Source organism: Leifsonia soli, from assembly GCF_013408745.1.
Taxonomy (GTDB): Bacteria; Actinomycetota; Actinomycetes; order Actinomycetales; family Microbacteriaceae; genus Leifsonia; species Leifsonia soli.
This window is the reverse complement of sequence record NZ_JACCBJ010000001.1, coordinates 2,568,992-2,582,736: the sequence shown is the minus strand read 5'-3', so window position 1 is coordinate 2,582,736 and position 13,745 is coordinate 2,568,992. Positions and strand designations below refer to the sequence as shown.

The 13,745-nt window shown below is 61.6% G+C and carries 9 protein-coding genes and 1 tRNA gene; 4 read left to right on the top strand and 6 right to left on the bottom strand.

Going from position 1 to position 13,745, the window contains the following annotated elements:
- Positions 1 to 15 precede the first annotated feature (15 nt).
- Together BJ963_RS12515 and BJ963_RS12510 are read left to right on the top strand one after the other, a co-directional pair.
- On the top strand, positions 16 to 930 hold the full coding sequence (locus BJ963_RS12515) for a PIN domain-containing protein (RefSeq protein WP_179457017.1): 915 nt from the start codon (positions 16 to 18) through the stop codon (positions 928 to 930).
- A 188-nt stretch (positions 931 to 1,118) separates the two neighbouring features.
- Positions 1,119 to 3,179, top strand: a complete 2,061-nt coding sequence (locus tag BJ963_RS12510) for a P-loop NTPase fold protein (RefSeq protein ID WP_179457015.1) — start codon at positions 1,119 to 1,121, stop codon at positions 3,177 to 3,179.
- A gap of 17 nt (positions 3,180 to 3,196) precedes the next feature.
- Here the strand turns inward: BJ963_RS12510 and BJ963_RS12505 are convergent, their stop codons facing one another.
- From BJ963_RS12505 to BJ963_RS12500, 3 genes are all read right to left on the bottom strand, one after another.
- Entirely contained in the window at positions 3,197 to 3,646 is a 450-nt protein-coding gene (locus BJ963_RS12505) for a zinc-ribbon domain-containing protein (protein WP_425484728.1), read from the bottom strand.
- Positions 3,627 to 3,875 carry a zinc-ribbon domain-containing protein gene (locus BJ963_RS19600; RefSeq protein WP_425484723.1) on the bottom strand — a complete coding sequence of 83 codons (249 nt, stop codon included), beginning with the start codon at positions 3,873 to 3,875 and terminating at the stop codon, positions 3,627 to 3,629. Before BJ963_RS19600 ends, BJ963_RS12505 begins: the two co-directional genes overlap by 20 nt.
- A gap of 60 nt (positions 3,876 to 3,935) precedes the next feature.
- Positions 3,936 to 4,009: transfer RNA gene (locus BJ963_RS12500), tRNA-Gly, on the bottom strand.
- A gap of 245 nt (positions 4,010 to 4,254) precedes the next feature.
- Between BJ963_RS12500 and BJ963_RS12495 the strand changes: the two genes are divergently transcribed.
- Positions 4,255 to 4,773, top strand: coding sequence for a hypothetical protein (locus BJ963_RS12495; RefSeq protein ID WP_179457011.1), 519 nt, complete (start codon positions 4,255 to 4,257; stop codon positions 4,771 to 4,773).
- Positions 4,770 to 7,247 carry an ATP-binding protein gene (locus BJ963_RS12490; RefSeq protein WP_179457009.1) on the top strand — a complete coding sequence of 826 codons (2,478 nt, stop codon included), beginning with the start codon at positions 4,770 to 4,772 and terminating at the stop codon, positions 7,245 to 7,247. Before BJ963_RS12495 ends, BJ963_RS12490 begins: the two co-directional genes overlap by 4 nt.
- Positions 7,248 to 7,820: 573 nt before the next feature.
- Here BJ963_RS12490 and BJ963_RS12485 read toward each other — a convergent pair.
- The 3 genes from BJ963_RS12485 to BJ963_RS12475 all read right to left on the bottom strand — a co-directional run bounded on the left by BJ963_RS12485 (position 7,821) and on the right by BJ963_RS12475 (position 12,944).
- Positions 7,821 to 10,562: an AAA family ATPase gene (locus BJ963_RS12485; RefSeq protein ID WP_343037273.1), complete on the bottom strand. Its 2,742-nt coding sequence runs from the start codon at positions 10,560 to 10,562 to the stop codon at positions 7,821 to 7,823.
- Between the two features lie 529 nt (positions 10,563 to 11,091).
- Positions 11,092 to 11,367, bottom strand: a complete 276-nt coding sequence (locus tag BJ963_RS12480) for a hypothetical protein (protein WP_179457005.1) — start codon at positions 11,365 to 11,367, stop codon at positions 11,092 to 11,094.
- Positions 11,368 to 12,062: 695 nt separating this feature from the next.
- Entirely contained in the window at positions 12,063 to 12,944 is an 882-nt protein-coding gene (locus BJ963_RS12475) for an ArdC-like ssDNA-binding domain-containing protein (RefSeq protein WP_246298049.1), read from the bottom strand.
- Positions 12,945 to 13,745 lie beyond the last annotated feature (801 nt).

Genomic DNA, 13,745 nt, shown 5'->3' with positions numbered 1-13,745 from the left:
ATAAGACCATCAGACATGACCATTTCCCGACTCGATGAGCAAGTGCGCATTAACGAGGGGGTGGACCCGAATGCCGCTATCAAGCTCATAGCGGACGCATCCCGCGAAGCAGGCAACGTTCTGGGTAGAGGTAGCGCCGCTGTAGCGCTTTTCAACGACTACCTTGGGTGGGCCGCTGCACAGGAGCGACTACTCACGAACGCGTTTCCCACGTCCGAGGTTCGACGACTCCTGACGTCGCAACGTTATTGGACCATTCAGGTCATGGACCCGGTCGCCTATGGAGCGACGCTGACGGACCTGATTGCCTTGGAGTTGAACGAGCGAATCGGCGGACTCCAAATCGCTGAGGAGATGCTCAAGCGTGAGGTCGCCATTTGGAACGTACCCAGTCTGGACTCCTCGTTTCCGGAGCATCTGCACGCGGCGGTGGTGGACACGAACGTGTTGATGCGGAGTAAGGGCACGATGCCCGACCTTGACTGGTCTGCCCTCACGGACACTCGTAGAGGTCAGCCCATTGCTATCGCTATTCCGGCGGTCGTCGTTGAGGAACTAGACACGTTGAAGCACGCGAACGGCAAGATGGACATAGACGGCGAGTCGCACGATCGCCGGTGGCTCGCCACGCTCGCATTGGGATGGCTTCAACGCACGTTCATGAGTGACTTCCAGCGAGTGGAGGTCCGCCCGTTCTCGCAGGGCGAATCCGGGCCATCTTCTGCCCTCTATGCGGTCTTGATGTTCGAGTCACTCCACCATCGACCTCTGCCTAAGAACGACTCAGAGATCATCGACACCGCGCTGTCTCTTCGACCGTTTGCCAAGAGTGTCACCCTGGTCAGCTACGACCTTCACATGGTTTTCACGGCACGACACTTAGACCTTCGCGCTATCGCGCCACCGGAAGGCGGTTCGTCGGCGTCATGATGGCTGGAGCTTGAGAGGTCAGTTGGCCGCGTTCGCGCCCCGCGTTCCATGAACGATCCGGTGCTCCGGGAAGAACCGATCGGTGCTGCAGCCCGCACATGCGGACCGCGGCATGGCTCGGCCGCCGATCGCTCCATGGGTATGTAACCGTCGGGTCTACTAGGAAAGGAGCGTGCAGTATTAGCAGTGTGGAGGAAGAGGATCGTTTCGATCGCGGCGCATTACTCGGTGAGCTAGTGAAGCAAGTGGTGGGCGACGCCGCAACAGATGATCGCGCCCGCTTCCTTGCCATCGTGGGCTCTTGGGGAAGCGGCAAGACATGGATCCTCGATCGCGTGCGTGGCGAACTTGGTGGGCATACCCGCGAATTCAATCCATGGCTTTTCTCCGACGAGCTGAGCTTGTACCGGGGCTTCGCAGCCTTCCTTTTGGAGCGGATACAAGATAGGCATGCGCGCAAACGCATAGCGACCGCGCTCGACTATCTCGGTCCCTCTATGAAGGGGCTGGGGTTCGATGTGAGCGGAACGGCCATGAAGGCGGCCTCCGCGCTTCGTGGGCTGGATTCTCCAAGCTCAATTCGCGAGGAGTTAAGGAAGAGCTTCTCGAAGAACGCCGGGCCGGCGTATGTGCTTGTGGACGACCTTGATCGGCTGACTCCCGAAGAGCTTCTGCTGTTCTTCAAGCTGATCCGATTGATCGGGGACGTCCCGGGCCTCGTGTATGTCCTTGCTTACGACGAAGAGGCGTTGCTAGAGCTGCTCGCCAAGACGCCCATTGCCGGTAGCCGAGAGCGAGCGAGGCAATATCTCGAGAAGATCGTCGAACGCAAGATCTCTGTTCCACGAATGAGTCACTCGCAGTGGAGCAACGAGGTGCTGGTGCCGCTCGTTGAGTTTGGAATCGCTACTCACCCGATGTACGCCGCCGACGAAGATGCGCAGGAGGAATTCGTTTGGCGAATGGAGTCATTCGGCTGGCAGATGCTGCCCACGCCGCGGATCGCCGCCAGGTTTGTAGACAGCGTTATGGTGCTGCCGCAACGGCTGCATGGCGAAGTGAACTTCCTTGACTGGTGCCTAATCTGTCTTCTTCGCGTTTCTTATCCGGGCGTCTGGCAGTTGGTGGTGGACCACCCGGATGTGTTCGCAGGTGTCTCCGTCGGCTTCCGGTTGCGGACTCTCAACGACGGCAACAAGGTGGTAGCCCGCCAGGTGGCAGGAACGATCGAGTCTGTCGTCGGAGCCACGTACCAGCGCGAAGACGTTATGGAGATCCTCGACTACCTGTTTCCGAACTTTGCAGCTGATCGGAAGGAGGCGCCGTCGGCACGCAGCTACTCCAGTGCAACGAGACAACGAGTCGGAGATCCCGCGTTCTTCGACCGATATTTCGCGTACGCCCTTCCGCCAGGAGAGGTATCGGACGTTGTAGTTCATGGATTGTTGGCCCGGCTGGACCTGGCAGAGGAGGCTAGGCGTGCGGCTGGCGAACTGCGGGCACTTTTCTCAGCGGCCCCAGAGGCGACGATGAACACCATGCGCCGTCGCTGGGTAACTGCGGTTTCCGCCGAAGCTCTCTACCCTTTCCTCTCCGAGTTGGCAGATGCGCCCGAGCTCAGCTACAGGACGGGTCCTTTCGGCGTTAGGGGCGAGAGCCAATTACTTTCGTTCGCTGAGGAGGTATTGAGGCTTGGCAGCCAGACATTTCTGGACGGCCTCGATTTCGCGAGAGCCCAGGCATTGAACCCGCTGAACGTTGGGGTCTTGCTCGATGAGGCTCACCCGTCGGGGGCGCGCCACTATGTGGATTGGATCGAAGCCCAGCGCTCACTCTTAGAGGAGCGAGCGGCGAGCGAGCTCCAGAACGCGGTGTCTCCTCTGTCGGACGAAGGTGTCGACGAATGGTTCGATCGTCTCCGCAGGCTCAACCCGGAAAGATTGCTACGCATCGAAGCCGACGCGCTCGCGTCCGACAGATGGTCTGCTGACGAGATCGCCGGAGCGAATGTGACGTGGAGCATCACTTCACGGCGACCGAACCCAACGCTGGACCGCGTTCGGGTCGCAGGCTTGCTGTCAAATGACCAGTCGATGGTGTCGATGCTGAGGGAGTCGGATCCTGGGTCCTACCCGGCAGCCTGGGATGCTGATCCAGCGTCCGTCGACATCGACGATGTATCCCTACGCCAAGTGGGCTCGTACGTCCTGCGACACTGGGATGAGGCAACCTCCACTGACTGGGATTGAGTCCGCGTCGTCGGCAATCAGCGTGCGAGGATCCGCTCCTCCGGCCGGCACTCTGTGCACCCCTTGGACTTCAGCCGGTGCGGGATCGACTGGTGCGTCTTGTGGCCCGCCGCCTTGCACTTCCAGTAGTACTTCTCTGTCCCAGGGAAGATCTCGTTCGGTTTCTTCGGGTAGTTGAGGTACGGGTGCCACTCCTTGACGAGATTCGGGTGTTCGGTGGCAACGTCGTTGGTACCGCTGACGAGGCGTCGTCGTGAGCAGATGGAGCACTGGTAGCCAGCGGCGCGCCGGTCGATGCGCTGCTCGTAGTCGTGGCCCTTCGGGCAGAGCCAGAAGACCACTTCGTTGGAACCGTGGGTGAAGTGCTCCGGACGCAGGTCGCCGTTGGCGGTAGGGTGCCATTCGGCGGCGACGGTGGGGTGCGTCGCGACGAGGTTCTTCTCAGACTCAGCGTTGGCGTTGCGGATGCACTCCGGGCAGCTTGCCGCGAACGCGGTCGTAGATTGTGGCGCGGTAGGTGTGCTCGTTGGCGCAGACGAAGTCGACGAGCATCTCGCTGTTGGAGGAGAGCTTCGTTGGTGATGTTCTGGCGAGCTCGCTGGGGTGGAATTCTGCGACGACATCCGGGTGCGTTGTCCGGATGCTTGATGATGTGGACGCGTCGTCGGCGTTCCGCTGGCGTCTCGATCCTGGCAAGGCAGCGCGCCCATGCCCAAATAGAACGAGAGAAGCCCGCCTGGCTTGAGAAGCGACACCTGGAGCGAGTGACGGGAATCGAACCCGCGCTATCAGCTTGGGAAGCTGAGGTTCTACCATTGAACTACACTCGCGCGGCCCGGAATCCCAGTAAAACACTGGGAAGTAAGGCTGTGGCCCAGACTACCCGCTCAATGGTTTTTGGCCAAACTCACCGTTTACTCACCGCTTTCGGTTTCCCGTCCTCCGGCCGGCCCGTGTGGTTTCGCGCACTGATGGTCCCATGGGTGACGCTCGACCCTGGGCTCGGCTGTATCAAAGATCGCGCTAACATCACACGTGCTCGGTTCATATTGAGGCTGGAGCCGGCAGATTTGGGGTGTTGCTCTTGCCGGATGAGTTGTCGGATGAGATCAGGTACGGCCGCGACCAGGCGCACCTTCGTATCTTTGTCAGCTCAAAGATGGATGGCTCGCTCGATGACGAGAGAAAGCTCACTGCCAAGGCAGTAGAAAGTCTCGCGGCACATCAAGCGTGGTGGTGGGAGCGAGACGCGCCGGCAGGCGTACTCCACTCAGTGCGCGAGTGCGTACAGATTGCTGCGACCAGCGACGGGTTGATCCTGTTGGTCGCGGGTCCCCTGAGTGAGATCATCAAGGCCGAATACTCGGCAGCCAAAGAGGCTGAAGCTGAGCGCTACATCTTCATCCGAACGCCAGACGAACTTCCTGACGAGGTGGAAACGTTCATCAATGCGGAGCGTGCCTCGGTGGTCACCAGAAACTTTCAGAATGCTGACGAACTAGAGGCGCACGTTTACCGGTCACTCACGAGCTCTGCTATCCGCGCTCACCGCGAGGTTCAGCTGGAGCGCCGACGGAAGCGGAACGAACGATGAGCCCTCGCACGATTATCCCCGGGCTCCCAGACGACTGGGCGGAGCGCCCTGACGCCGCCGACCTCTTCGGCATAGCCCTGGTCGACGCAATCAAGAATCAAAATGATGATGCGCTCTATGCGTTTCTCGAGCTTGGAGACCGATTTCTAGGCGCGGGGTCGGTTGTCGTGGCCAAGCTCGTGGTCGAAAGTGTGCTGTCGTATCTAGTTGGCGCAGACAGAGGCGCAGGAGGGAGGCGACCTGACCTACCGACGCTGACGCGTTTGCTCATATCGAAGGACGACCCGAGCACCCTCACCTCTGCAGCACTGTCCCTCGCCGCTCGAGTGCTTGATGCAGAAAATCTGCTGCACGATGCGTTGGCTGCAAGGCAAGCAGTCGCGAGAATTAGTGAATCTGGCGAGGACACCTCCGCGCTCGTGTCGGCACTAGTGAGCCTTGGCGCCGCGCAGTTCAGGGTTGGGGACGTTGATGGGGCGGATGGAACCGCTAGGCGAGTGCTCGAACTTGTCGACCACTTGGAGGATCCGTTTAATGTGGCGGCCGTCAGGCTCAACATTCTGCAATATGAGCTTTCTCGAGGCGACGTTGACTCTGCCAAGGATCAAGCGAAGGAACTTCGCCCATACATCCGGGGCCTGCGAAACGGTCACTTTAGTGCGAGCCTCGACCTAGCCGAGTCCTCCATTGATGTCGAGCAAGGCCGCCTTGATCGCGCGCGGGTTCTCGTCGTCAAAGCACTGAGAAGCGCGAGACAACGACATGAGTATCCCCAAATGGTTCTGGCGCTCGGAAATCTTGCCTGGATCGATGCTGCGCTTGGTGACCTGAAGCGGAGCGTTGACTGGCTGCTTAAGGCGCGAGACGCAGCCGTAGAGAGCGGTGATTGGTTCCAGCTACAAGGCTTTGAGCACCGCCGGGGCATCGCACTAGCGCAGAGCCAGAATTACACAGAGGCAATCAATGCGCTGCAACGCGCTGTCGAAGTCGATCCGGGAGACCCGCACGAACGGTCTCGCACAAGGGCCGACATTGCGGCAGTTTACTTGGCCTGGGCGCATTATGAATCGGAAAATGAGGGAGATCCCGACGAGAAGCTCGGACGCGCCGAGAGCGAGGCAGAGTCGGCAATCTCCCAACTGGAGCAGCTAGGAGATTTCGAATGGGCGTCTCGAGGCGTCCGAACTCTGAGGCAGGTGTTTGAGCGACGGTCGTATGGTGCTGCAGAAGTCGACCGGTTTGCAATCGCAGCACAGCGTTATCAGCAGGTGGCACCTCCTTACTCTGGAGAGCTGCTCCGGTCCGCAGGTTATCTCGCGCTCGCGGCGGGGATGGACCAGGAGCTCGCGATCAGCCGGCTAGTTCTCGCTGCCGAGTTGCAGGCCGCAACTCCTCAGCAGCGGGCTTGGATATTGGCCGACGACGCGGCTGAGCTTTCGGATCGATACGGGATCCGGGAGGTAGTCCCTCTGTTTGACGCGGCACTAATGCAGCTCGATCCTCAAGCTGATTCGGCAGCATTTGGGAGCCTGCAGAACGATGCGGCTCTGGCAGCGTCGGACAATGGTGACAACGAGGACGCCATACGCCGGCTTAGCGAGGTTCTCGATATCGCGGACTTCTCTAAGAACCGAGTGTTGGCCGCACTGGCGACGGGCAATTTGGGGGAGATCCACGTTCGCCAAGACGCGAACACGCTCGCTCGTGAATACCTGGAACGGTCCGCGCGGCTTTCTGTCGAGTTGGGTGATGATGCCTCGGCCGCTAGCGCTTGGTCATCTGTCGCCAACTCCTGGGTGGATGAAGGCGACCTGGAAACCGCAGAAAAGGCATCAGGACAAGCGCTTATTCGGGCCGAGCGTAGTAGTTCAAGGGATGCACTTGCTCGAGCAAAGAGCTCGGCGGCCAGCATCAGCTACGCCCGGGGAAAGTACGAAGAATCGCATCGGTTGTGGGTGGAGTGTGTCGGGCTTGTTGAAGAGCGCGACGCGGGCGAGTATCAAGCTTTCGCGCTCGACTCCTTAGCGCGCCTCGGTGAATGGCGACCGTTCAAACGGGAGTTAGACCGGTTCGCTCGTGCCGCCCAGAAGTCAGGTCTTCAAAAGTCGTTTTCCAACAAACTGTATCTCTCGGCAAGGACTTGGCTCGACGAGGGCCGCCCGCGTGCGGCCGGGGTAGTTCTTGCCTACACGGTCCTGCTGGCGCTAGACGGCGTTATGCAAGCAACACGGCAGATGCCAGAATCTGCGGCGCGGACTCAGGCGAGTATTCGAAGCGTGTTCGGCGTTGCCGACGCTCTCGGCGGGGCCGGTGCCTTTCTTTACTTGATCGACCTGCCCGCGAATTCACGCGCGACACTGCGGGCATCATACGAATCGACTATTCGCTCAATCGCTGGGGAGGATGCCCAGTCCGTTATCGACATCGTCGATGACATGCTTGGCGATTTGGCTAACTCTCCTACTCATGCTTAGGCGGCGTTCTCGGTGGCAGAGATACGCCCGCTTCGAAAGAGGCGAAGAGTCGGCGAGCAGCAGCTCCTCCTGTTCGGCGACCTACGAGCATTAGTGACTGTGTAGTTGCTGTACCAGGCGGTGCGCATCCCCGGACGTTCGATAGACACTTGGGTTGTGACCACAGATCCACCACTGCCAAGGCCGTTCGGAGTATCGGACGAGGACGCTATTGGTCTCTGCCGAGACTGGATGGTCTATCTGGGTGCTTCCGACGCGCTCGTGGCTCAAGGTAGCGCCAAGCAGAGCTGCGATTTGTACAGCACGCGTTACTTGGGTTGGGTCGATAACGGTCGCGGAAATGTCGAGGTTGCAGCCATCGAGAGAGCGGCAAGCTTGGCAGCAGAGGATGGGCGCATTCCGTTGGTCTTCCTACGAGGCGGCGTGCGCCCTCTGGCTCAGAAACGCGCGGACGAGCTTGGCGTTGCACTTCTCAATTTTCGAGCCCGGGACAGTGCGCTAGATGGCTGGAACGAGCGCGGTCGAGCCATTGTCGCAAATGGCTTGGCCGCCCCATAGCGCGTCTCCAAACGGCTAGCGAGCCAGAGTCGGCGACGAGACTTGCGCCACTGCTCTAGGACGAGCTCGATCGTCTTGCGCCGCACGCCAGAGCTCGAGCTTCGCCGCCGCGCGGGACTCCTCGATCGTGACCTCAGTCGACTGGCGTTGCATCGTGGCGGCGAGCTCCGTCTTGGCTGCTTCAACGGTGGCAGCGATAACGATGACGTCATTCTGCAAGCGACCGCGGGTGAGTCCGACGTATAGCCCCGCAGCATCTACGCCCGGTCCCACTAGGGCCCGATCGGTAGTTTCGCCTTGAACCCCGTAGACGGTGCTGGCGTAGCCCAGGTGGAGGTGGGAACTCGCATAGTCGTGGGTGATCCGTCGAAGGACAGACGAGTCGCTGACTGATGCCAGCGTGAGGTGCTCGTCCGAAATGCTTCTCACGACCCAGTTCTGCCTGTTCTCTACGCCAGTGCGCGTGTCGTTTCGTCGGGTCTGAACCACGTCTCCGACGAAGACTGGCTGTTCCGATTGTCCTAGAACGAAACGGCGGGAATCGATCGCGCCAGAGGCGATGCGCTGAGCCTGAATTGCCTCGCTGATGTGTTGAGCTTCGGCGTGTGTTGCAGTGACAAGCGCGATCGACTCCGCCCTCCGCGATGAGTCGAGCCAAGCGGCCACCATCGCTTGGTGTGCTTCTGCTTCGCTGGTCACGTGCGTGAGATGCCCGCTATGCTCCAGTTGCTCCGCGATCCCTCGCGACTCAACGGGCCCGTTGGAATCGCGCAGGCGCGCCGACACGTCGGCCCAGTCGGGGTCACGGAATCGGTGGATCTGGGTGAGCTGTACCTTCTCGAACGCAGATCGGCGAAAGAGCGCCATGGCCCCAGAGTGTCCTACTGGGAGTGCTTGGCAGTCGTCCCCGACGACCGCGACGCTGGCGCCGGTGCGGTGGATGACGTCGATGAGGGCGTTGGCGGCCTGGAGCTCGAGCATGCCGGCCTCGTCGACGACGATCCGGTCGCCAGGCCGAATCCGGAGGCGCGGCCCCCGGTATTGCTGGCCAGTCGTAGGGTCGATCTCACCAAGCAGGAGGCGAGTCCATTCGGTGTTTCCGGCGCTGCCGGTGTTCCATCGCCAGCCCTGATCATGCAGGAGCTGATGGAGGCTAGAGGCAGCGCTGCTTGTTTCGCGTCCTGCGACCGTGGAGGCCTTCTTGGTGGGGGCGACGATGATCATGTTCCGTCCATGCCGGCGCAGAGTGGCTCCGGCGACGTTCAGCATGGTGGTTTTGCCGGTGCCGGCGGCTCCAGTGATGGCCACGACAGTCGCAGTCCCTGCGATGGCGGATGCGCCGTCTGTTTGATCGCTGTCCAGGAGTCGCCCGGGGTCGAGCGCGTGAGCGATCGCAGTGATCTCCTCGGTGGGGGCCGCGACGCCAGGCGCTGATAGAGCTTCGATTCGGGTGGCGATCGTGGCCTTCAGCGCTGCGGTGGAGGTCGCCATTCGCGACTTGATGTGTGCGGGGACATCGGGTTCGTCGAGCAGCGTGACGGTGAGCGCACGTGTCGAGGCGACGACCTGGCCGGCTAGCGCTGCCAGCTCGGTGTGCTCGGCGATGACGCCGGTGGCGGCGATGGCGCGGATAGTCCCTGCCTGCAGGTCCATCATGCTGAAGCGTCCACCGGTGCCGGTCGATCGGGCGTCGGCGTCGACGATGGCTTTCGCGGCGAGTAGTTCGAGGTCGAGATCCGCGAGCGACGCTGAGGCAACATCGATTGGGGCGCGCTCCTGTCGGAGAGCGGGGTCCGTCGTCAGGAGTTCTTGTTGGATGACCTCTGCCCAGTCGTCCTCGTTCAAGTCGCTCGGCTTGTTCGGCCGACCGGTGGCCCACGCCCACCGGTCGATCTGGTTGAGCACATCATGCGAGGGTTCCTGGCCTGGGTGCTGTTGCTTCCACCAGGCCGTGCGGGTGACCTTGTTGGCTTCGATCTGCGCGGACCGCTTCGACAACGGTCGCACCAGGTGCTGCAGTTGGGTGATCTCCCCGTCCTCGTTGAGGGTGAACCCTTTGGCGGCGAGAGCGTGGATCCAGGCAGGGTCGGTGCGGGAGGAGAGGTCGCCTTCGGCGTTGATCACGTTCTGGAACCGCAATGCCACCCGGGTGTCGATATTCGACCACTTACCGTCCACCCCTTGGACTTTGACGTTCAACCATAGGTGGCGGTGCTTGTGCGGATCCAACGATCGGGATCGCTCGTGCCGGAGTTCGACGACCTCGATCCGGAGCAGGTCTTCGCGGATGGCGCCGCCTTTGCCGCGGCGGGCGTTGAGCTCGGACTGCCATAGCTTCACAATCCGATCCCGGAGGCGGTCTTGGAGGTCTTCGTACGCGGCGGCCAGGTCCGGGTCGAGCATGGCGGCGATCGAGAACGACTTGGGCGCGTTGATCGTCGCATCCAGAATCAGGTCCGCGACCGGGGACTCGAGATCGCGGCCACGACGCTCGCCGGTGAGCGGGTCGAGTCCGTCGACCCAGGTTTTGAGCTGGTCGCGGGTGAGGAGGTCGTCGCGGATGGCACCGTTCTCGACGATGTATCGGGTCATCACGGCGTCGGCGTCGGCGTAGCCGGCGACGGCGATGACGCCATCGGCGGTCTTGGCGGTGATTGTGGCATCACAAACGCCGCTGAAGGCGTAGTTGACCGCTTGCTTGACCCCGTGGGACTGCTGCCCTCGCTTCCACCTGGCTACTCCACCTCGCACCTGCACTCACCTCCCGCGTTCCGCGTCCTGGGCTTTCCGAAACTGGACAGTTCTGTCCTTTCGAATAAATGTCCTTCTACTTAGAACTTCCGGTTCCAAGGTGGTTTTGGCGCGCATATGGCCCGAAAGTCCGAAACCCGCTAGAAAAGTATTGAAATCGGGCCGTTTCTCCCGGTCGTGATCCGCGTCGGGAGGCCACGCGATCATCGTCCGTCCAACCACCGACGCGGGCTTGAGACGACTGCGCCCCAGCTTGTTCGATCCTGCGGTGGCAGAGGTGGACGAGGGGCGTGCAGGGCGCTTCTGCGGTGAATCCGGCGAGCTTGCCAGCGCAGCCGACGGCGAACTGCGCCGCGGTGCGGTTCCCGAAACGGGTGCCCTCATACCTACACGTTGTGTTTGCCAGCCGGTTTTGACGCGCAAATCTGAAATTCGTGCAATCCGGTCACCGCCCGACCACATCCCGCGGCCGGGCATTCCGGCTTCCCAACACGCCAAGTATCCCGGCCGCGTGACAGAGTCGACAGCCGGTAGGTCAGAGATGAGCGGGCTGCCGCGCGGGTTGACCCAGAGCGAGCCGGGTGAGGTTAACGAAGGGCACGCACGCCGTCTCCGCGGTGAGGGCGGCGAGCCAGCCGATCGCAGTGTGCGGGTCGGCGGCGATCGCCCATCCGTCCACCGCGTACATACTGACGGTCTCAACGCATTCCTGCTTCTCCGCCGCGGTCGGGTTCGAGGACCCTTCCACGCCGATGAGTCCGCCCTGAAGTTCCGGTGCCATGTTGCTGGTGTCGATGATGAAAACCCGCATCCCACTCACTCCCACGGTCGATCGTTTTGAGCGCCTTTCCGGCGAGTGATCGAAAGCGAGTGGGAGGTGCGCAGTGCCGGGTCTGTGGAATAGCGGAGCGGAGTGAGCATATGCCGCGAAAGCCCGGCACGGAGCACCGGGAGGGAGCTACGATCGATCGGCGGAAAGGCCCTCAAACCTCATGAGTACCGCGCCGCCTGCGGCGTCCTCGACCGTCGGCATGCTGCTATGAATGTGGCCTCGTCATCGTCTCGGGTTACGACGCGGGGCCAGTACTCAGACACCCGGCGTCGCCAAGTTGCACAGCCGCAAGTAGAGACCGTTGTCCACGGGGATCAGAGTTGCGCGATGCGGACCGCTCTGCGTCGAACGCCCGGGAGGATGGGGCAAGTCGTGTTGACGCGGGAGCCCTCTGAAACCGGGCCTGGCGCAGGCCGTTTCACTTAAGTGCCTGCGTGCATTCGCTCTTTGCCGGCCATTCGCTTCTTGCTCCGTCGGTTCTAGCCTTGGCCGTTGTATTTGGGTTCTCCCGATCTGCGTCCTCCTCTTGTTGTTCCCGTTTCTTCGCTTGGCGTCTTTTTCACCACGTCTCGCCCGATCTGTTCTTCGAGCCGCTTCAACGCGGTTCCGTTCCCCGACGGCGAAGAGCCCCGATCCGAGTGGATCGGGGCTCTCTTCGCGGTGCGGCTGACGGCCTAGTGAGGCTTTTCCACGACCGCCGAAATCGTGTGCGCTGCCTCTAGTACTCGCGCGGCCGTGTCTCGAACGAGGGCCGTGTCCTCGCCGGCCCAGCCCGTTAGGTAGCCGATGCTGTACGCGCTGGTATCGAACCCGGACAGGCCCGCGACGATGTAGGCGACCGATTCGGCTTCCACCTCCATCCGCCCCCGGTGGGCGCGGTACTCGTCGAGATCCTCGACGTGGCGCAGCTCGATATGCGCGGTCTCGTGAATGAGTGTCTTGGCCGCGTGCTCCATCGCCAGGTTTTCCGCCATGGTCACCCGGTGCAGTCCGGGATCCGTGTACCCGCTCGCGTTCATGAGCGGTGCGCGTTGGACACTCCATCCGTTGGCTTGGAGGTGCGTGGTCAGGGGAGCGATGACGCCGTGGTCGTCGTGGCCGGTTAGGCGGCGGGTTGGGTTCTGGGGGAGGGGTTCGGCTTCTTCGATTGGGTCAGTCTGTGCAATGTCGAACACGGAAAGGGTGGGGAAGTAGCGCACCACTCGTTGTTCGCCTTCGGTCTCGTCTGTGTCGTCGTCGCGGCTGGCCTTCCTCTCGCGGTAGCCGAAGATCTTGATCGCCTTCTCGCCTTTACGAACTTGTCGTCCCTTGGTCTGCCACTGTCGGAAGCCGGCGACGATGGTCGCCTTGGGGTTCTGGGAGAGGATCAGCAGGAGGTTGTTCAGGCTGTAGTTGTGGAAGGAGCGGGCGAACTCGAGGAACGCCCGCCACTGGCCGCTGTCGGCGAGTTGTTGGACCTGCTCCACGATCGACGCGTGAAGTGCCTCCGCTTCTACCTGTCGCGCCTTCGCGCTCCGGATGATGACTTTGCCGCTCATGATCTCGAACTCCCTCATCGTTCTTCTGGCCGTTCCGGCACAAAGATCGATAGCGGGTGGAGGCAGCGGAATGCCCGGAGGCAGCGGTTGCTAAGCGGAGTGAGCGCAGCGAGCGGAGTCTGCAAATAGCGACGACCGGGCCTGGAGCTGCCGGAGCTTGCTATGGTCGGCTGCCGGATCGGAGAGAAGAGTAAGGAAGTCAGCACGCCGAAGGCGTCCGATCGAGCCCTGTCCAATCTGGATGGTGAACGAGTTGATCAGGCCGCTGACTCCTCCTCGGATGAGGTCATGGTCGGTGGACGGTGTCAATGTCTTGGCCGGCAGGGTTATTCGACTTCGACGTTCTCGTATCGCTGGCCAGGGAAGATTGGGCGGCTGTGCGTGCAGCGCAGCGCATTGTGCTCACGATGTCGGATTCGCAGAGCCGCTCGGCCTCCTGCTCTGGTTCGGTTCGGTGTGCTTCGCCCTAGTGGGAAATCAGGCGAGTTCCCCACCGAGTGGAGAGTGCCGCAAGAACAAGCGCGACTGGCCCAATGAGGAAGATCCATCCCCAGGCGTACTCGACGGTGAGGATGATCGCGATGACAGCGATTCCAGCGCCCACTACGCAGATGACAAGCCCCATCAGGGCGCGGAATAGACGCGCTGTCGTGTTCTCCATCGGACTTACCTTACGAGATGACCCGAGGGCGCATGCCCGCCGCCATCACGGCCGTAGGTACGCCCAGCCTTCGCGTTGACGGATCACGAGGTGAGCGATGCCGGAGGGAACAATGACGGTGTCGGCCACAAGTTGCTCGGCGTCGATGTGTTCGCTTC